Genomic DNA, 19,457 nt, shown 5'->3' on the forward strand with positions numbered 1-19,457 from the left:
AAAAATAATAAGTTAATTTACACACTTATACACTATGCATGAGTGGTCTGTCGGTGAAGGGATTTTGAGGAGTGTAATAGATTGGGCAAAGGAGAATAACATTAACTCAGTCAAAAGAGTTAAGGTTGCTATCCCCTCATTCACATTCCTCGAAGCTGACATCCTGAAAGAAGCTTACGACACATTAAAGAAGGGAACGATAGCTGAAAACAGCGTTTTGGAAATCTCATTCAAAGATCCGGTATTTAAGTGTAGGAATTGCGGAAATATCTTCACCATAAGAGAAGTGATCAATGAGGTCGAAAAAGTGAAGGACGAGTTCGGGGAGGAATATCCGCTCCATTTAATGTCAGGCTTAGCCCCAGCTTTCATCAAGTGTCCCAAATGTGGATCTAATGATATCGAGGTTAGCTCTCAGGAAATAATGATAAAAGGGGTAGAGGTAAATGGAACCCCTTGAAGTTTTAGCTAAAAGTAAACTCTCAGGTAAGAAGACTATAGCAGTTATGAGTGCTAAGGGAGGAGTTGGGAAAAGCCTCATTTCCGCACTACTCTCTTTGGCTATATCCTCCTCTAACCCTACTACGCTTATTGACTTAGACATACACACAATGGCAGTGACTAAACTATTTGGGTTAGAAAACAAGCTCCACGAGGTGACCAAAAGGGGGATAGAGCCCTTTACGATAGGGAATTTAGGAGTGATCAGTCTGGGCGGGGTCGTTAAAGACAAATACGTGATATTGTCGGGCTCTAACAATAGGAGCGTAATGGAGTCACTCATCGCGTATTCTGTAATCAACGACGTGGTAGTGTTTGACCTCCCACCGGGGTTGGGAGATGAGGTCTTACTTCTCGAGCACTTAACAGACTTCGTACCAGTAGTGGTAACGACCCCTTCAAAAGTCTCCGTAAAGGTAGTTGAGTATCTTGTGAGGTATCTAACCGAAAAGAGGAAAAGACCTCACCTCGTGGTCAACATGGCTTATTACGACTGTGAGGGAGGCAAAAAGGTAAGACCCTTCGGTGACGAAAGAGCAGTTAACGAGTTAGTGAAGAAATACGGTCTTGAATACACTGAATTACCTATAGATCCCTTACTCGAGGACTACATAGGGAGAATCGACAAATATGATGGAGTGGTTAAGCAGAAAGTGATCGAACTAGCAAGGGATTTGTTAAAGCCGAGAAGAGATGAGAGATCCTGAGCTTTACATTACAAAAGTATTGAGACTTTACCCTGCTCATTATTCATCTCAGATACAGAGTATACGTCTAATGAAGAAGTTGCGACTAAAAAGGAGGTCTATGTATACGAGAACGCAAAAGAGGGCAATGGACAATATGACTTGAGGACCAAGTAGAATGACTAACAAGATAGCTATATCATAGAGCTCGGCGAGTACTCCTGTGCCTAAGTTCTCCTTTAAAACTTCTAGCTCTCAAAAGAAACTTTGACGTAACACACGTTATAAGCTCGTTCCAAGACAAGCACGGGTACACCTTAACTTTACCCAAGGATACAGATTGGATACACTCGTCGAGTAACGGGCAAGAGGGACAGTGAGGTGAGGAAAGGTCAACGAAAATCAGTGCTCTTCTTTTCTTGTCCACCAGTATTATCTTCTTCTCTATTTTTAGTTCTCCCTGAATTACACTGAAAGGTAAGATGAACTTGAAATTGATAGCCTTATCTTTGATAAGTCCTAGTCCCTTGAGCTCTCTTAAAATTCTATAATAGTAGCTTTTACTTACCGGAATGTCTCCTGCTAGAACACGTAAATAGACGTCAGAGGAAATCTTGTTGAATTCTTCGCTCCTAAGCACTATCCCGTCCTCATTGATTATATCTCTAGTAATGATGAAAAATTTATAAATACACATAATTAACTATTTTGCTTGAAGTATAAAATATTTAAAGCGTTGGAGTGAATTATGTTGTTTTAGGTAATAGTCCTTTTAAAGCAGGCGTTGTCATTTTGGGACTATCGTTTTAACGTTGCGTAATTTCCCTTTCTATTACGAGTGCTCTTAGTGAATATTTTCGTAACTTATAACGACGCTGTATCTCCACATGATGAAAGAACAGTGACAAGTCTACGGAGTTTTGAAACTATTGCATTTTGATAATCTTTTGCAGCTCCGTTACTCAGGAGTTATTAACAGTTCTCTCAACATATTTCTAACGTCTTTGGCAACACTCTTACCGATGACTGTTCCGGGTCCCGCAAAAAACTCCTTACCGGGTAAGGCTCCTACAGCGATTGCATCACTCACAGTTCCCGTAAGGTTGAATTGTCTTAATGCTCCACTCTTGGCTTCTGTAACAGTTCTGACTAGGTCAACTAACCCGTTTACAGAGAGAGGGTAGTTCACGAAAGCCCCTATATTAATAGTACACCCCGCGTCCTCACCGCTCTTATCAATTCCGGCTGAAATGAATAACTCTCCCCACTCCCTCCTCTCAAAACGGAATTTCCTCGCGGCAGTCATGAAAACTACTGCCTCCTCTTCCTTGACCTTATCAACGTCTTCGAAGGCGTTTCTGCAATAGTCTTTGCTTACAAGGATTAGCTTAATTTTTCTCACATAGGATATTCCTTCGGGATACAAAGCTGAAGTAAGAGTGATGTATTTCCTTGAAAGGAGGAACTCGTGTAACTCGAGGTCAGTTGACATTAAAAACTAGTTGGCTGACTCACTAATAAATTAGCCTTTATTAACAGTGTAGTCTTTTAATTACCTGTTGTCTTTATAATTGTCTTTAAAAAACTGTTAACTCGACTTTTCGAAGACTTCAGAATAAGGCAAATACACCATATGTGGAATATAAACTACCTCAACTTTTATCCACTGTACCCCGTTGTAAATTTCTATTGAAGTAGTAGGAGGTATGTATCCTTTGACCAATATTACTCCATTATAAGTACCAGAAGCGTTACTCAACAAGTAGGTCGTGTTGTTTATAATAATCTTTAACGGTGGTTGAGGTAGGACTATCATCGAATAAGATCCGTTAGTGTATATGATATCACCGGTATAGACGTTTAAGGTAAAGTTGAAGTTAAGCGTAAGCCCGGTACCGTTTACAACTAGGGTGTATCTCCCTGGTGGAAAAGGCAAGCCATTATGTTCTATTAACGGAAGTAAAGTCGCGTTTGAAGTTATGTTAAAAACGCCAAATAAGCTCAAGTTATCTGATAAATAGTATAGATAAGCTTTCGCTGGAATTTTATTCCCTTGTATATCGAGGAAATATGTATCATTACGGAGTACTAGAGATACTGAGGTGGTGTAACTCGTTGTCTTTACGGTTGTCGAGTTTGTGTAAACCAAATGTATGGTGGTAGTGGGTGAAGTCGTGGTATTCAAAATCACTGTAGTTGTTTGAGTCTCTGGTAATTTACTTGGCTTATCTCCGTGGTGATTAAGGAGTAAAAAGGCTAGGATTATCACTATTACGACGGCTATTATTATGATTAATAGCTTTTTGTTCATGGTTGATATATTGAAAGAAATAGTGTTAAAAGCGGTTTGGTGTTTTAAAAAAGGCGTATGTGATGTAAAGGCAAATCGATGAGAGGGGAACCTAGCCCTCCTAAGGCAGAGAGGAGGTCAGTTAACAAGGACTAATTGTTTAATTCATTCTTCTTTAATTTTTAAGTCACCAAAGTTAAGCCCTTATTAATAGCTTGAGCGGAAATCAATATGTCGAAATCTTCATATTAGCTTACCCTTAACCTCTTAGTGAGATTAATGCCGATAAGAAATCAAGAATTTTACCTTCTTCAATCTTGCCTAATAAAACCTCAAAGACTGTTAGGGAACTCACGTAAAAAATCCTCAGCCTTAACTTTTTCATTCCCCTTTAAATACTCAATAATTGCTGAGCTTTCTACTAATACTTTCATCGTTTTTCTCCCTCATCTCCTTAATCTTCTTCATTAATTCTTTAGCATCTTCCTTATTAAGTGTGCTGAAATACCTTTCTAACCTTTTCTTCCTTAAACTTATCGTCTTCATATATATGTATACATGCCATATGTAAATAAACTTTGATTTGGTGATGTTCTCCTAACTAATGACAAGCACCTTCACGAGGTCTTGGGAGTAATAAAATCGCGGATAATGGTGTTTCCTCAACTACCCCCAGGGAGTCAAGGGTGAGGATGTACGATCCCTTAAGAGAGCCTCGGCAAAATCAGATTAAAGGAAAAGTTAGGCCACGGGTAAACACGTCATACAATAGGGAAAATCCAAACTCTTTTTTACCTAATCACGTATTCACTGATATGGTCAAAATCATAACCGTCGACGGCTACCCAGTAGTGGTATATGAAAAAACGGTGTTAAATATTATTGGCTAGCCGGTTGTCCCCACAAAAAGAGACCATTAAGTGAAGGTAAAATATTTGAAGATAAGATAGAGTGTCCTTTTCACCACGCGGTATTCAGCTTAATCACTGGAGAATTGGTGAAAGAGCCTCAGTCCAAAACTCCTTGTGTGAACTGCAAATTGATAAAGGTAACTTTCGATGGAGGAAGAGCAAGATTTGAAAGGGAACCGTTCATCCCTGAACTGCCTGGAAAGAAATAGTGACTAAGTATGGTGAAGAGACTCTCATTGGCTGAGTACTCCGCGAAGATACCTAAACCCGGGAAAAGTGACTATTACGTCGTCGTACTACTATTCAGAGGTGATGAGACAAAGGAATTCCCTAAACTTAAGAGGCATTCGATAATAAGGAGATATTGGTCTAAGGACTTTCTTGAGGCGGTAAGAGAGGCGATTGCAGTCAAGGAATGTGGCAACCTCACCGTAGACGGAAAGCCCCTGCCTAAACAAGATGTCAAAGTAATGTACTACCTTAACCCGGTGGACTTTCTTAAACTTTCTTACCTCGTGTCAACGACCTTTATTCAGGAAAAGATGAACATAGTCCTCGCCTCTCTCAGGAAGGGTGATTTAAGGAAGGCTGAAAGTGAGTTATTAAGAGGTGATGTCTTCTCAATTGCCTTCTCTAATGTGGCTAAGGCTGTTAAGAAACACGTGATAATGGTGGACGTAGACACTAAGGACAAGGAGTTCTTATCACTTTTAGAAGGAGTTCCGGTGAGGTTTGTAATAGAAACTCAACATGGTTATCATCTACACGTTTATATCGAGGACGTCAAGGACAACGAGACGTTGAGGAAGCTCTATTCACTAAACGAAGCCTTTTCGAAGAAGGACTCCTTCAAAAGGCTGTTTGGTGAAAAGTTGTTGGACAAGTGGGAGGAGAGATTAATAGAAGTAAAAGGAGTTAACCCCTTAGAATACGTGCCTACGGATGAATACCCGGTGTACGAGCTGGAGAGAAGGGATGTTAGAGAGTTCGTTGAGTTTAGGAGTTGATCCTTGTGCAAAATAATTTAATCTGTTGAAACATCATTCTAAGCAATGCAAGAAGCTTATGAGGACGTTTGTAAGAGCCTACCTAAACTTTGTCCTAGACTGGTACCTGCACCATTATGGAGTTATTCCTTAGCCGGGTTTGCCAGATTAAATCCTTACGTAGCCTCTGCTATATGTGATGAATGCGAAGACATAGTAAGGAGGTTAAACTATTTCTGGTTCGGACAAAAAGAAGAACATTGTGAGGTGTGTGGAGAGGAGGGAAAGGAAGTAGATGAGGAATGGAGATATTACATAGAGGGTAATAAGGGGATGGCAGTGTTGGGAGGTCTGAGGACCCTCTGTTGCAGGTGTCATTTAGCAAAACACCAAGGGTACGCTAGAATAAAACACCAAGATAAAGAAGCACTAATTCAACTTGCTAAGGTGAACGGAGTGGAAAAAGTGGAATCGTTGGTGGAGAAGACCTTTATGATCCACATGAGGCTCAGCTACATAACGGATTGGGAGTTTAGGTTGGATGCGATTGAAGAACCGTTGAGGTCAATGTTTGAGAAGTTACTAAACACTGCGTATAAAAGGGGTTTCAGGTATGAAAGAGGGTGGTTATTTTACACAAGTAAAAAAGCATTGGAATTAGAGTCGAGATCGTTAAGGGTAAGTAAGGAAGTGATGGAAAAGGGAGAAGACTTACTCACTTTAGCAATTTCCTCACTGAGCGGGATTGAAGTTCTTGAAAAAGAGTTCAAGGTATTCCTCGATATGATCTCGGATAAGCTGGAATTGGTATCCCTAGTTGAAGACGAGGAATTTTTAACTGCCTCCTTAAGCGAGAGTCTGTCCGGTAAGTGGATGGTCTTCGTACGAAAGGAAATTTATCCCCGCTTCTTCTCTGCGCTCGTTGATAGGTTGGGTGATTTGGGTTACATGGCGAAAATTACGAACAATGTTGAAAGCCGGGATTTACCGGTAATAGTTTACGTACCTTCAGTTCTTGACTTCGAGCTGGTAATGAAGGTCAAAGACGTGATTAGGAGTGTAATGAGGGAGTTTGAGGTAGAAAAACCGATCTTCTTTAAACCCGATGTGTTTACTGACAATAACATTTACAGCGGTAGGTCTGATATTAGACCGTATATTTTTGTAGCCTAATTAGAGTGAGGACTGTATGAGAAGAGTGAACAGGGTTCGAAATTTGTGTAGGGTTTAAACTTCTCGATACTAAAAACGACTTGTTACGAAACGTTGGGAAAGTAAGGGTTAACGTTACTATTCATGGAAAAACTTTCTCTTTTGGAATTTACGGACAAATATTTCCCTAGGAGTGTTTACACTGGTGTAGCTTTTCGAATCAGGGTTCAATTACTTCTGTTGGTGGTAAGATGATGAGCCCGCACTTTCGATACACTTCACGGTTTATAGGAAAGCGGCAAGAGAGATTAACGTGTGGACATAAAACTACTACAAATTGTCCGAGAAAGGAAAAGAAAATCTTCTTAGTGTATTTAACTTACTCGCCAAAAGGCTAACTCTTCTGTTGTTGCTTTTGTTTAGGTAGTAAGTAGATCTTGTTCCCGATAATAGAGTTATTGGGTATTAGCACTACGGTACCATCAGGTTTGTTTAAATATGTGAACAGCGTAGTGACCTCTTCCACTATCCCTTCCTCACCGACTACATTAACATGATCCTTGATCCTAAACGGCCTCGCTAAGAGTATGAACAGACCGGCTACCGCTTGCCCCAGTACTTGTTGTGACGCAAAACCTATTACAATGCCTATGAATCCGCCCAGTGCAACACCCGCAGCCCCACCAGCTACTCCACCAGCTATTGCAGCTACTAACGCGCCAATACCTATTAGTCTGAAGACGCTCCTCATTGAGGCTGCCGTAGGGTGGTCGTACTTCAACCTCAGATTCCAGTACACGACGTTAGCGAATGCTTGGACTATGAAGTACCCGAACAATAGGGATATTAAAACATTCACGTAAGGTTCGTAGGCCGCTAAAGACGGTGTACTTGAAGAAGAGCTTGTTGAACTGCTTGTGTACGGAATACTAGGTAATGATGCTGACAATCTCTCTAGAACTGGAAAAATTAAGTTGTTGATTATTGCCTCTACTACCACGTAGAGTACTATGTAAAAGACAAGTTTTGCAGTAGCTTCTCCTATTTTTTTCCTTATTTCTTTTACGTCGGTTATTTCCTCGTCCTTTACCATCGGTTATACACATTCTACTCAGAAATATAAAATTATCGATACTTAGAATAAAATTCTATGTCTTTTTAAATCCTTTACTACAATTTTGTTCATACAAAATAATGAAAATACGAGGAATTAAGAGTTATTTGTCCTCGTTTGTCAACGTTTTTCCCATAATTCCAAGTACCCCAAGTGTAACGTATGGAGTGCCTCCTTGCTTTGCTTATAACTATCACCAGGAATTCTGGGTAAACGACCGTATATAGTCCAGCTTCTAGTGAGAGAGGACACGTTAAAATTAGAATTCACCGTATGCATCTATTAACCACCACACTATTCCTCTTTTTAAGGGTCACAAAATATCTAATCTTCTATAATGCGGTTTCCCTAAAGTCGTACTTGAGGAGGGTTATGACTTATTTAAGAGCTAATTGTAATGTCAGCCCTATGCTATAGATAGCTGAACCGTTTTTAATATCTGCAGTGAAAACTCCCTTACCGAGCGACGTAACCTGAGGCTTTACCAATGTATTAGAATTTGTTAGAATAAGCTTTACGTTTGAGCTCATGCGGATCACTCAATAAATCGTCTACTTTAACGCTGTCAACCATCTTTGGGACACGGGGATAAAGCCCGATCTTTTCCCTTTTAAAACTAATAAAAACCTCGGTATTGGATATATTCCCCCATTCCTTTGGTATAATAATCCTACCTTGCTGTACCTTTTTATTGCTATTTTGTCCGTCTATATAAAATAACGGATTAGTAACAATCAAGTTCTAATCATCGGGGTCAAGATCATAACTCCTCTTTTGCTTTACTGAGTATTGCTCTCGATGCTAGATTGTTAAAAAGAACCGCCTTTCTGATGGACGAGAGTACCTCGTGACGCAGAAACGTATTTTACAGCTTATGTGGTTTGTAAAAACCATGAGATTTTTCATGTATTGAGCTACTGGCATTATCGTTTAAAACTCTCTTAAACGACTTGTGTTTGTTTTTTGGTATAATAATTAGAGTCTAGAGAAAAAAGTTCTTATTAAATAAAATCGGCAGTGTAGCGTTCAATTCAGTAATAGACCTTGGGGAATTTGAAATAAAGTCTCAACTAGCTCAGATCTACTTTTTACCAAGTGCTTCAGCAATTGTATTCAGGTAAGGAGAGGAATACTCTTTGGTCTAGCGTACAAACTGTAAGTTCGCAAAATCTGAAACAATTTAAAAACCTTCTTTTTTCGTAACTGATTATGGTTAGGTAATTACTGTTTGCAGAGTTAACTCACGATATCCCATGGCAATACCGGCGTCTTGAAGAACTTTTTCCCCGTAGCCTTTTCTAACGCAATAAAGACTGCTGGTAAAGCTCCAGTAGTCCCAGCTTCTCCAACTCCCCTACTCTTTGTAGGTAATGAAGAGGGGAAAGTCAGCGTTTTCAATTCCACTTGATAGTCCGACTCTTTTGCAGTGGGAACTCCGCAATCAGCTATTGAGTAGAATAATGGGTTACCGTACTGGTCATAGGGCGTCTGTTCCCAAAGGACTTGTGACACTCCTTGAAGGATACCCCCTATTATCTGACCTTCCACCTCGTCTTTTATCAACTCCTTACCCACGTCTTCTACAGAGTAGTATTTTAGAACTTTTACAAACCCCGTCTCCTTATCTACATCAACTACTGCGACATGAGCTCCCGGAGTGAAAATATCATCAGCCTTGTAAAATACTTCAACCTCTAAACCGTTCAACTCCTTCAAGGCCTTATCTATAGGCATGTTAGCCTTTTGGAGTAACTGTTTACATGCCTCAATTACAGCTGATCCTCCCACTGTACCGCTCCTAGACCCGAAACTCCCGATCCCCTCCTTAACTGTTTCTGTAGTATTTGTAATCACGTCTATTAAGTCCTCTTTTATCCCCAATGTCTCCGCAGCTAATTTTGCAAAAGTATCTTCGTGCGCTTGACCGTGTGGCCCACTTCCAACAAATACCTTAACCCTACCGTTTTCAATTCTAACCCTAGCCCCTTCACCAGGAGAGAGTCTATCGATGTCTGTAAATACTACAATTGAAACACCTTTGTCCTTGTATTTTTCTTTACTCATCCTATAGTAAATCTCGGCAGTGCTTAGTACTGTCATATATCCAGCAGGATCTATCCTAACTCCCAGAGGCGTAACATATTCCTCCATATCTCCTATGATGTTCCTTTTTCTTATTTCCACTGGATCCATACCTATTTCTTGGGCTAAATCCTCAACTAAAGTCTCATGAATTAGAGCAGCTTCTGGTCTACCTGCTCCCCTATAAGGGCCGGTGGGTGGTAAATTGGTAAATACACCGATAGCTCTGATCGAGGCGAACTTCATCTTATAAGGACCCGTGACTAGTCTAGCTATGAACTCTGGTGTAGTTGGGTTTATTGTGAAATTATATGCCCCCAAGTCTACTGCTATATAACCTTCAACCCCTAATATCTGCCCGCTCTTTGTTGCATACATCTTAACCTCTGATAATACTCCTCTACCAATTGTGGGATTTTTCAGGTGTTCTGATCTGGTTTCTATCCACTTTATTGGTCTGTGTAGTTTCATTGAAGCTATTGCAGCTAACGCGTATTCAGCATATAATGGTACTTTGTTACCGAAGCCACCGCCTACTAAAGTGGAGTAAACCTTGATTTTTTCAGGTTGTAAGTTAAGAGTCTCACTCAGGTCGTTTCTGATCCTAAACGCTGACTGGAAAGATCCGTAAACGTTAAGGTTTTCACCATCCCAATAAACTAATACTCCCTTGGGCTCCATGGGATTGGATACTATTCTGTTCTGGTAGATCTTTCTACTAACTACTATTTCAGCCTCTTTCTTTGCAGAGAGTTGACCTCCCTCTATGACCTTGTCCACTGAAATATTTTTCTCCACACCGGGATGTATTTGGTCTTTGCTATTCATTGCTGTCTCTATGTCTAATAAAGGTGGAAGTTCTTCATAATCAATAGAGACTTGTTCGGCTATATCTTCTCCTTCATATCTGTCTTCTACAACAAAGGCTAAAACTGGCTGACCTACAAAGTTTACCCTGCCATCTGCAAGTATTGGCATTCTAACAATCTTCCCGCTTTTCATGGTTCCAGGGTCAGCCCTTACGGGTAGGTAAGCCTTTACGTCCTCCCAAGTAAGGGTTAAGAGAGTTTTTTCAGGTTTAGATATTCTTTTTATCACCCCTCTTGCTATGGGGGATCTCACTACGAAAAGGTATAAAGTGTTCTTAGGAGTGAAATCGTCAATATAGACTCCTTCACCTTTAATTTTAGGTAAGTGATCCCTTAACCTCATGAGATAGTTAGCGGTTATAAGAATTATAAAGCTTTATATCAAACCTGGTCAATGCGTATTGTGTATTAATGGAAGCTCGTGATAACTTGCATTCTAATGAATCTTGATTGCTTTTGTTTTGTCTCTGATCCTAGAATCTTTGTATGCATCCTTATGAGCACTTCACAATGCCTCAGTTAGATAAGGTTTAATACATTAGAATTTATTTTACTAATCTTATGATAGACGTAACACTTCAAGGATTTGACGAGATCTACGACTTTTGGGGAAATATAGAAGGGCTCAAAATCTTCATGGCTGGTAACCAGTGGTTTGTAGTACCTGATCTACTGGATTTCTTAAATAGCAACGGTATTTCGGCATTTATCGAAACCTTACCTCCCGGTATAGTGAAAGAACATTCAAAAGGAACACCTATAAAGGTTGGTAATCTAGTGATAGACTATAAGCCTGAGATTGTTTCACTTCCACCTTTAATGATTAAAGAGTTAGACGTGATAAAGACCTTTGAGTACGTAAGTAATTCCCTAGCAATTGTATATAATAAAAAGCAAGTTGATGATTGGTGTTCTTTGAAGGAATTAAAAATTGCAATACCTAATCCGATAACTGAGGGAATAGGGCAACTATTCAAGGAAATATATGAGGAAACATGCGGTAGTTATGAAGAACTATTAAGAAGGAATGTATACTTAACAAAGATTCATCACAGGGAAATTCCTAAAATGTTAATGAATAACGAGATCGATGCAGGTGTAGTCTGGGTTACCGAAGCACTTTATTGGAAATTTAAGTTCTCAGTCCCCTCTCCAAATAAGGAAGGTAAGCTAGCTTTCGGTTTAATGAAGGTACACAGTGAAATGGCTGAAAAAGCCTTTTCACTCCTGAGATCTGAAAAGGTTAAGGAGATTTACACTAAGTACGGCTTCAGGTGGATAGCTTGAAAGTAGTGGTTCAGGTTTCGGAGAAGGAAAAAATAAACCAAGCTGTAAAGTCTGTCATGAACCTAATCAACGATCTGGGAGAAGAATTAGAAGAAGTAGAAGTAGTGTTTCACCAGTCTGCAATAACTGCTACGATAGACGAGGGGATTATTAAGCCTCTCCTTGAAAAGAAGATAAATGTGATTGCATGTAGGAATTCGTTAATATCTCAGGGAATTAATGAGAGTTCTCTAGTAAAAGGTGTAAAGATTGTAAACTCAGGTGTGGGAGAAGTTGTTAGAAGACAGAAAGAAGGTTGGATATACTTGAGATTATGACATTGAGTAAGTTTATGGAGTCAGAGAGTTTAAAAAATGCTTTAACTAGTTTAAAATTCGTCTGTGTAAATAATTAATCTGTATAACTCAGGACTTAGTTATGAAGGGGCCTTACTAACGTGGATGTATAATCCCGTTCAAAGTTGGAGAGACGAAACTTACTTGCTGATGCAGATATAGTAATAGGTGTAGGTGGGGGATAAAGTCGCCGGAAAACATAAGACTTGCTGAGAAACTAAATCCTGCCAAGAGGGTGGTGGATGAGGTGGAAGTCTCTAGAGGCGACTCACCCTAAAATAATCAGGATGACCCTCTGGGGACAAACGGATTCAAAAACTATTATCCTTGTGTGTCGTTATAACTCAGAGAAAGGTCAAACAGTAGAGGACGGGCTAGCGTGTTCGTCGTTAATCACGCTTCACCAATTGTTCCTTCATCGTAGACCCGTTCCCTAGTTAGAATAACGCGGCATTTGCTAATGCTGCACAGAGGTCTATATTAAAATAACTCCGCTAGTTTCCAGTCCTTTTGTGCTTAAGAAGTTATAAAAAGACTTGTCCATAGTAAGCATGGGTATCCCAGTACTCTTATAAGCCGAGTAAAGAATGGCGTCGAATATATCGTTCCACCCTGAGTTCATTATTTGAAACACAGTAACTATATCAGTCTGATCTAATGAGATCAGTCTTACGTTAGCATTTATATATGACAGCCCTTTAATTACATCCTCTGGGACTTTCTTTAGTCTCAGTTTTTTTAGTTCCTTAATTATAACCGCTAAAAGTTCGGTCAGTATAAGTGAAGGGTAGTATAAAGTTTTACCTTCTAGTAGATCTTCTTTAACACCTCTTACCTTTATTCCTACAAAGGGTAGTAAGAATGAAGTATCAACTATCAATTCCGAGAGCTCTAGTAATCTCCTCTCCAACCTCTTCTACCTCATCTGGGTCTACCTCAGTCCAATACCTAGAAGGCTTCCTAAGGGGTATAAGCTCGATCTTATCTCCCTCCACGACTAAGATCATCTTATCTCCCTCCTTGAGGTTCAGTTTTTCGGTTACTGTTTTGGGAATGTAAATAGCATTCCTTTTTCCTAGTCTAACTGTTATTTCCATAAGATTATTCTGATTAATCTGACTAATAAGTATTATCTGATCTAACAATACTAACTGTCAATATCAAAACTCAACTAGTTACCCTACCTAACAAGGCGAGGATTGCCTCTCATCGATGTCGAGATGGTCAGAGACCTTAATTTAAGTTAGACTATAATTACATCAAGGTAGTTATCATAACTGCAGTTCATATAGCGAAAAACCTTAACTTATCTCGACCATTTTACGCTTACGCCAATATCAATTCTCGAACTACAATGAACTAATATTTGGTCTCAACTCGCAGATTTTTCCAGATAAAAAATTCTTTCTCTGAACCCCACTAACGATTTCGCACAGTTATACATGATCCTATACTTTGATGACAAACAAGTCGTATCACTTATTAAGTACAAACATAACGTTTAATAATGACTAAATACACACGTGTATAAAGAATGACAAAAATACCAGGATATTTAATCCTCTTGGGGGTTTCTCAGTTTCTACTATTAATGGTAATTAGTGAATCACTTTACCCTGGTTATTCCGTTCACTCTAACTATATTAGCGACCTAGGAGTAGGTAAGACAGCAATATTATTTAACGCTTCAATAATACTGATGGGCTTGTTAGTAATCGTATCGTCTTTTTCGCTTAATAGAAGGACTTTATCCGTTTTATTATTTATTGTAGGGTTAAGTTCTATGCTAGTAGGAATATTTCCTGAGACCACGGGTTTTCCTCACTTAATATCAGCCTTGTTTACTTTCCTCTTTGGCGGGATTACGGCTATAGTCTCTTCCATTTATTTTAGGTTTTATCTCTGGGCTCTCCTAGGTTTTATCTCACTAATAGCGCTCGTCCTTTTTATTGCTCACATTTACGGCCCTCTAGGAGTAGGTGGTATGGAACGGATGATAGCATATCCTGAGTTGATATGGGGTATAAGTTTCGGTTCGCGTATATCCGTTAATAAGCCAGACTAGCTTTGACATACTAGCTGAAATTATTCAAGATGAAGTTAATACTAAAACCTTCGCTTAACTATTTAAGTGAATTGTAGTTTAGCGCAAAACCCATCTTTTGCAGGAAGTAAGAGCTTTTATCTCAAACGTTTTATTCTGTACATCTAATTTATAATCACATGAGTTTCACCATTGTACTCAGAGTATTGTGGAACGGTGGAGTTGCAAGGATAGCTGTAGAGGAGAGCAGGGTAACTAAGGCTAAACTTTTGGTACTGAGAGAAAGTTCTAACGATTATAACCTAAATGATATCGACGTAACATATTTGAGGAGAAAGGGGGAGATAGGGTTCTTAACCCCTCTTTTCAGGAAGATAACAAAGCTCTATGCTCCACAAAGGGGTGACGAGGCAACAGTAGATCTGGATCTAATCTTGAAATCTGTACGTTTAGTTAAGGGTAAAGCCCTATACCACGATCAATTTGCTGGAATTTCAGGATACCTTAGAAAAATATTTTACGGTGAAGATTATGCTTTATATTTACATGAGACGTCCTTACCCTTAAAGGGGTTGAAGTATTCCCTACCTAGGTTAATGGAGTGGAAGATCTTAAAAAAGGCTAAAATTGTTATGACAAACTCAAGATGGAATGCAGAGACACTTAAAGAGTTTGGAATTAAATCTGAAGTTCTCTATCCAGGCTGCTATCCTGACGAGAATGTAAATCAAGAGAGGGAGAAGATTGTCCTTGCCGTATCAATGTGGGACGCTGGTAGAAAACCTGAACTTTACGGTGAATTAGCAAGGAAAATTAAGGGAAAAGTTGTAATGGCTGGATCTTGGACTAGAAAAGACACTATGGAAGAGTTTAAAAGAAAATACCCAGAGGTTCTAGTTACCGGTAAGATAAGTGAGAATGAGCTGAACTCCCTTTACAAGAGGGCGTCACTATTTATACGCTTCGGTTTTAACGAGAGAGGACCGGGAATGGGGGTTTTAGAAGCATTGGCTCACGGAACACCGGTGATCGTAAATGATGGCTTAGGTGGAAAAGAGTTTGTAAGGAATTACGAAAACGGATTCGTAGTGAAAGATGTGGAAGAAGCAGTTGAAAGAGTAAATGAAGTTTTAAGCGACGAAATGTTGAGAAGGAAGATGATTTATTCAGCTTGGGAAACGGCAAAAGAGTATTCTTGGTATAAACATGGTGAGAGGTTATTAGAACTGATGGAGAAGGTGTAGCTAGCTTCTTTGTTTTCCAGTGACAAACATTAGGAAATAAACAAAATAAGGGAAAGAAGTTAGTTTAGTTTATGAGCATTAGGAGTCTGCGTAATTAATACATTATCTAAAATTAATTTAAAATGTCTGTATTTATCTAAATTATTTTAATAAATATAGAATAGTTTAAGATATAACCCAAATTAATTTTTAAAATCTTATAACCTAAAATTCCCTCATGAAAGCGTTAGTCTTCGAAAGAAACGGATTAGAAAACCTAAAATATACAACTTATCCTGACCCTAATGTAGGTCCCAACGAGGTTTTAGTAAAGGTAGTAATGGCAGGGGTCAACCCAGTAGATTACTATACGGTAAATGGTTTGAAAGTTAATCCTATACCTCATATTCCGGGAGTAGAATTTGCAGGTGAGGTAGTGAAGACTGGTGAAAAAGTAAAGAACTTGAAAGTGGGTGATAAGGTGGTAATTTATGGTAGAATATTTGACGGAACTTGTGATATGTGTATGATAGGATATGAAACTGTGTGCAGAAACGGAGGTAGAATAGGTATAGACACTAACGGTGGATGGGCTGAGTATGTATCACTAGAGGAGAAGTATGTGTTTAAACTACCAGAAGATTATAGTTGGGAATTAGCCTCAAGCCTAACTGTTGCTGGATTAACAGCATATCATTCCTTAAAAGAAGCAGATTTAAAACCATCTCAGACTGTAGTCATTTTTGGTGCTTCAGGAAATACGGGAATGTTCATTGTACAGTTAGCTAAAAAGTTCGGAGCTAAGGTTATAGCAGTAACTAGAAAACCTTGGCTGAAGGATTTTGGTGCTGATTTAGTTGTCGACTATGAGGAAGTTGAGGAGAAAGTCAGAGAGTTTACAAATGGAAAAATGGCTGATGTTGTAATTAACTCTTTGGGAGAAAAATTTTGGGACAAGAGCCTTGCTGTGGTAGGAGTCAAGGGTAAGATAGTTACCTTCGGAACACTATTAGGTGCTGAAGTTAAGGTCAACCTTAACCAAATATATTCTAAGCACATTAGTATACTAGGTGTTAATAGAGGTAATAGAAAGGATTTCTTAGAATTACTAGATCTATGCAGGGATTGTAAAGTGAAGATCTGGAAAAAGTTTAAACTTGAAGAGGGTGTAGAAGCTTTAAAGGAACTGTTCTCGCCAAGCAGAGACGGACGAATATTAATATCTATGAACTAATAACTACATAATAAAATAACTATACGTAATAGTTAAAGTTTTTATTTAGTCAGAAAGTTTTGACATTAAGAATGTAAATAATCTATTATTAGATTTGGAAAAAAATTAATTACATTAACTGAAGTAAATGGCCACTTTAGCATTCTCCATTACAAACTAGGGTTAAAAGGAATGTGTTAGTTAACTATCAACTCGTTTCTATTTATTCCCCTCCAAACTCCATTATCCTTTTAGCTAATTTATAGTGTACATAATCTATTAATTTATCATCTAGTCTTATCGCTCCTTTACCTTCCTTCCTAGCTTTTTCATAAGCTTCAATTACCCTTGACGCCCATTCCACTTCTTCTCTACTTGGTGAAAATACCTCATTAGCTATACTTATTTGAGAAGGGTGAATAACCTGCTTACCTACATACCCTAACCTCTTTGCCTCCTCACATTCTCTCTTAAATCCCTCCATGTCCTTTAAATCAAAGAACACTTTATCAACAGGGTCAACATCATAAGTTCTCGCTACCGAAACTATTAACGTCTTTATATACAAGTTTCCCTCATAAAACTTATAATCACCGCCTAAAGATAATGCCAAATCAGCTATACCGTAACTAACACCGTCTACTCCCTCAGACCTGATTATATCTTCTATCTTGGTTAATCCCTTGGCGGTTTCAATTAAGGGAAATATCCGTTTCCCAGTAGCTTTATATAAAAAAGATAGATCATTCTCAGCTTTAGGTACTACTAAACAGTCTATTTTATCTTCTCTAGATAAGACTAATAAGTCTGAAAATGATTCAGGGCTCTGTAAAGGATTTATCCTAACACATAATTCCTTCTTTCCCCAATCTAATTCCTTTAGGGCTTTTGATAGTAACTTTCGTGCGGTGTCCTTTTCCTCTGGAGGTACCGCGTCTTCTAAATCAAAAATAATTGAATCAGCGTTGAGCTCTACGGATTTCCTAATCATTTTCTCAGATATTGCCGGTACGTATAATTGCGTCCTCCGTATCATAAATCTTTTATTGTATACGAAAAAATAAAACTTTACCTAAAAATTCTTGAAATATAAAATTATTTAAAAATTTAATAAATATGAAATAGACCTACACTATCAGAGTCTTTGCGTAATCTAAAACCGTTTTATCGTAACGCCGAAAAACATCTACTAGGAACAATATATAGTTTATAGACGACTATATACTCTATAACTTTAAATATAGTACTAGATAAAATAAGTAGGTTATTTTTATAAGAAAGAAGGAGTAGTGTATAGTATGACTTTAAGGGATGTGTTCAAACCTCTAGACCAAAGGAGTTTTGATGTATGGCACATAAAATCTCTAATAACGACTGGAATGGGTGTCTTCACCGACGGATATGACTTGTCTTCAATAGGACTGGTTTTAACTACAGTTCTATCTTACTTCGGAGTGACAGCTGGCTCTCCAGAATACAAACTATGGTCTTCCCTCCTAACCGGTTCAGCCTTAGCAGGAGCTGCAATAGGAGCCCTACTTTTCGGTTACTTAGCCAACAAAGGAAGGAAAAAGTTTTACGGTATCGATGTAACTTTAATGACGATAGGAGCTTTACTACAAGCAGTAGTAACGTCACCGTTACAGTTAGTCTTAGTTAGAGGACTTTTAGGTGTAGGAGTGGGAGCTGACTACGTATTGTCACCTATGATAATGGCAGAACATTCAAACGCAAAAGACAGAGGAAAATTAATCGCATTCGGTTTCGGGATGATGTGGGGCTTCGGTTTTGTTACGGCATCTACATTAGACTTGGTGCTAACTAGCTTAGGCATAAGCGACAGCATAATATGGAGAGTGGTCTTGGCTGCTGGTGCGATACCAGCTGTTGCAGTAGTATATTTGAGGAGGAAGATCCCAGAGACACCTAGGTACTTGTTGAGGATTCAAGGTGATTCTAAGGCGTTCAAGGAAGTCGTGAAAACTCTGGCTAAAACCGACGTGAATGTCAAAGGCGAGTACAAGGACATACGCACTTTCAAGGACTACTTTGCGAGGTTTTACAAAGTATTTATAACCGCTGCTATTTTATGGTTCCTATTTGACATAGTTGCTTATTCTGGTATCTTATTTGGTCCCTCAAAAATAGCTCCAGCAGTTGGTATTAAGAACGGTGCTGTCTTCAACTTACTCGTAGAATTCGTGTTTGTCTTCCCCGGAGGAATAGTTGCCATCCTTCTGATAGACAGAGTGGGAAGGAAACCCTTACAAACTGTGGGCTTCTTAGGTATGTTTGCCAGTCTAATGTTGTTCTCCCTGACGAGGTCATCAATTCCAGTAATAGGAGCTTTCACACTCTATGGGTTATCGCATTTCTTCTCACAGGCTGGACCCGGATCGATCAGTGCCGCCGGTATGTTAGGCGTGGAACTAGCGCCAACTAAAGTAAGGGGAATTGTACAAGCAATCACTGTAGCTGCTGGTAGAATTGGTGCTGTAATTACTGCGTTCCTATTCCCGTATTTACCGTTGAATGTGGCTATAGGAGTATTAAGTGTAGTAGCCTTAGCAGCTGCTGTCCTCACCTACTTCGTAATCCCGGAGACTAAAGGTAGGCCTTTGGAGGAGAGTTCGGGCGAGATCAAAGTCGTAGAAGTAGAGGAAAAGAGTAAAGAATAAGTAAAGAATAAGGTATATATCCTTCCTTTTTTAAAGAAAATAAGGCTCTGATGACTTCTAGTTCTGTTAAGTTGCTCACCCTTTTA

21 protein-coding genes are annotated in these 19,457 nt (G+C 39.0%); 11 read left to right on the top strand and 10 right to left on the bottom strand.

Features of this window, described 5'->3' with window-relative positions; translation table 11 throughout:
- The first annotated feature begins 34 nt into the window (after positions 1 to 34).
- Together D1868_RS06700 and D1868_RS06705 are read left to right on the top strand one after the other, a co-directional pair.
- A complete protein-coding gene (locus D1868_RS06700; RefSeq protein WP_156006767.1) occupies positions 35 to 460 on the top strand; it encodes a hydrogenase maturation nickel metallochaperone HypA/HybF in 426 nt (141 codons plus the stop codon).
- Complete coding sequence (locus tag D1868_RS06705) at positions 447 to 1,208, top strand: P-loop NTPase (protein ID WP_156006769.1); 762 nt, start codon at positions 447 to 449, stop codon at positions 1,206 to 1,208. The genes D1868_RS06700 and D1868_RS06705 overlap by 14 nt, the downstream gene beginning before the upstream one ends.
- 178 nt (positions 1,209 to 1,386) lie before the next feature.
- Here the strand turns inward: D1868_RS06705 and D1868_RS06710 are convergent, their stop codons facing one another.
- The 4 genes from D1868_RS06710 to D1868_RS06730 all read right to left on the bottom strand — a co-directional run bounded on the left by D1868_RS06710 (position 1,387) and on the right by D1868_RS06730 (position 4,023).
- Entirely contained in the window at positions 1,387 to 1,884 is a 498-nt protein-coding gene (locus D1868_RS06710; protein ID WP_156006771.1) for a hypothetical protein, read from the bottom strand.
- Positions 1,885 to 2,145: 261 nt separating this feature from the next.
- Positions 2,146 to 2,679, bottom strand: coding sequence for an adenosylcobinamide amidohydrolase (locus tag D1868_RS06715; protein WP_156006773.1), 534 nt, complete (start codon positions 2,677 to 2,679; stop codon positions 2,146 to 2,148).
- A 96-nt stretch (positions 2,680 to 2,775) separates the two neighbouring features.
- Positions 2,776 to 3,498, bottom strand: coding sequence for a hypothetical protein (locus D1868_RS06720; protein WP_156006775.1), 723 nt, complete (start codon positions 3,496 to 3,498; stop codon positions 2,776 to 2,778).
- A 378-nt stretch (positions 3,499 to 3,876) separates the two neighbouring features.
- Entirely contained in the window at positions 3,877 to 4,023 is a 147-nt protein-coding gene (locus tag D1868_RS06730) for a hypothetical protein (protein WP_156006777.1), read from the bottom strand.
- 451 nt (positions 4,024 to 4,474) lie between these two features.
- Here D1868_RS06730 and D1868_RS11225 point away from each other — a divergent pair, with 451 nt between their 5' ends.
- From D1868_RS11225 to D1868_RS06745, 3 genes are read left to right on the top strand one after another with little or no spacing between them, the layout of a single operon-like run.
- Positions 4,475 to 4,597: a hypothetical protein gene (locus D1868_RS11225; RefSeq protein ID WP_269194898.1), complete on the top strand. Its 123-nt coding sequence runs from the start codon at positions 4,475 to 4,477 to the stop codon at positions 4,595 to 4,597.
- Between the two features lie 9 nt (positions 4,598 to 4,606).
- Positions 4,607 to 5,395: a hypothetical protein gene (locus D1868_RS06740; RefSeq protein WP_156006779.1), complete on the top strand. Its 789-nt coding sequence runs from the start codon at positions 4,607 to 4,609 to the stop codon at positions 5,393 to 5,395.
- Positions 5,396 to 5,440: 45 nt separating this feature from the next.
- Positions 5,441 to 6,547: a putative phosphothreonine lyase domain-containing protein gene (locus tag D1868_RS06745; RefSeq protein WP_156006781.1), complete on the top strand. Its 1,107-nt coding sequence runs from the start codon at positions 5,441 to 5,443 to the stop codon at positions 6,545 to 6,547.
- A gap of 373 nt (positions 6,548 to 6,920) precedes the next feature.
- Here the strand turns inward: D1868_RS06745 and D1868_RS06750 are convergent, their stop codons facing one another.
- The 3 genes from D1868_RS06750 to D1868_RS06760 form a co-directional block, all read right to left on the bottom strand.
- Positions 6,921 to 7,619, bottom strand: a complete 699-nt coding sequence (locus D1868_RS06750; protein WP_156006783.1) for a mechanosensitive ion channel domain-containing protein — start codon at positions 7,617 to 7,619, stop codon at positions 6,921 to 6,923.
- Positions 7,620 to 8,017: 398 nt separating this feature from the next.
- Complete coding sequence (locus tag D1868_RS06755) at positions 8,018 to 8,170, bottom strand: hypothetical protein (protein WP_156006785.1); 153 nt, start codon at positions 8,168 to 8,170, stop codon at positions 8,018 to 8,020.
- Positions 8,171 to 8,876: 706 nt separating this feature from the next.
- Positions 8,877 to 10,934 carry a xanthine dehydrogenase family protein molybdopterin-binding subunit gene (locus D1868_RS06760; RefSeq protein ID WP_156006787.1) on the bottom strand — a complete coding sequence of 686 codons (2,058 nt, stop codon included), beginning with the start codon at positions 10,932 to 10,934 and terminating at the stop codon, positions 8,877 to 8,879.
- 218 nt (positions 10,935 to 11,152) lie between these two features.
- Between D1868_RS06760 and D1868_RS06765 the strand changes: the two genes are divergently transcribed.
- Together D1868_RS06765 and D1868_RS06770 are read left to right on the top strand one after the other, a co-directional pair.
- Positions 11,153 to 11,878, top strand: a complete 726-nt coding sequence (locus D1868_RS06765) for a molybdate ABC transporter substrate-binding protein (protein ID WP_231112324.1) — start codon at positions 11,153 to 11,155, stop codon at positions 11,876 to 11,878.
- 5 nt (positions 11,879 to 11,883) lie between these two features.
- The gene (locus D1868_RS06770) at positions 11,884 to 12,195 is read left to right on the top strand and encodes a DsrE family protein (protein ID WP_231112498.1); all 312 of its coding nucleotides are present in this window, start codon (positions 11,884 to 11,886) and stop codon (positions 12,193 to 12,195) included.
- A 493-nt stretch (positions 12,196 to 12,688) separates the two neighbouring features.
- Here D1868_RS06770 and D1868_RS06775 read toward each other — a convergent pair whose 3' ends face one another.
- Together D1868_RS06775 and D1868_RS06780 are read right to left on the bottom strand one after the other, a co-directional pair.
- The gene (locus D1868_RS06775; RefSeq protein ID WP_156006791.1) at positions 12,689 to 13,123 is read right to left on the bottom strand and encodes a PIN domain-containing protein; all 435 of its coding nucleotides are present in this window, start codon (positions 13,121 to 13,123) and stop codon (positions 12,689 to 12,691) included.
- Positions 13,083 to 13,310: an AbrB/MazE/SpoVT family DNA-binding domain-containing protein gene (locus tag D1868_RS06780; protein ID WP_156006793.1), complete on the bottom strand. Its 228-nt coding sequence runs from the start codon at positions 13,308 to 13,310 to the stop codon at positions 13,083 to 13,085. Before D1868_RS06780 ends, D1868_RS06775 begins: the two co-directional genes overlap by 41 nt.
- 437 nt (positions 13,311 to 13,747) lie before the next feature.
- Here D1868_RS06780 and D1868_RS06785 point away from each other — a divergent pair, with 437 nt between their 5' ends.
- From D1868_RS06785 to D1868_RS06795, 3 genes are all read left to right on the top strand, one after another.
- Positions 13,748 to 14,278, top strand: coding sequence for a DUF998 domain-containing protein (locus D1868_RS06785; RefSeq protein WP_156006795.1), 531 nt, complete (start codon positions 13,748 to 13,750; stop codon positions 14,276 to 14,278).
- A gap of 158 nt (positions 14,279 to 14,436) precedes the next feature.
- Complete coding sequence (locus tag D1868_RS06790) at positions 14,437 to 15,501, top strand: glycosyltransferase family 4 protein (RefSeq protein ID WP_156006797.1); 1,065 nt, start codon at positions 14,437 to 14,439, stop codon at positions 15,499 to 15,501.
- 217 nt (positions 15,502 to 15,718) lie between these two features.
- Positions 15,719 to 16,714 (top strand): alcohol dehydrogenase catalytic domain-containing protein, encoded by a 996-nt coding sequence (locus tag D1868_RS06795; protein ID WP_156006799.1) that lies wholly within the window; start codon positions 15,719 to 15,721, stop codon positions 16,712 to 16,714.
- 202 nt (positions 16,715 to 16,916) lie between these two features.
- Here the strand turns inward: D1868_RS06795 and D1868_RS06800 are convergent, their stop codons facing one another.
- Positions 16,917 to 17,729, bottom strand: coding sequence for an HpcH/HpaI aldolase/citrate lyase family protein (locus tag D1868_RS06800; RefSeq protein WP_156006800.1), 813 nt, complete (start codon positions 17,727 to 17,729; stop codon positions 16,917 to 16,919).
- A 262-nt stretch (positions 17,730 to 17,991) separates the two neighbouring features.
- Here D1868_RS06800 and D1868_RS06805 point away from each other — a divergent pair, with 262 nt between their 5' ends.
- On the top strand, positions 17,992 to 19,371 hold the full coding sequence (locus D1868_RS06805) for an MFS transporter (protein WP_156006802.1): 1,380 nt from the start codon (positions 17,992 to 17,994) through the stop codon (positions 19,369 to 19,371).
- The last annotated feature ends 86 nt before the right edge of the window (positions 19,372 to 19,457 follow it).

This window comes from Stygiolobus azoricus (genome assembly GCF_009729035.1).
Taxonomy (GTDB): Archaea; Thermoproteota; Thermoprotei_A; order Sulfolobales; family Sulfolobaceae; genus Stygiolobus; species Stygiolobus azoricus.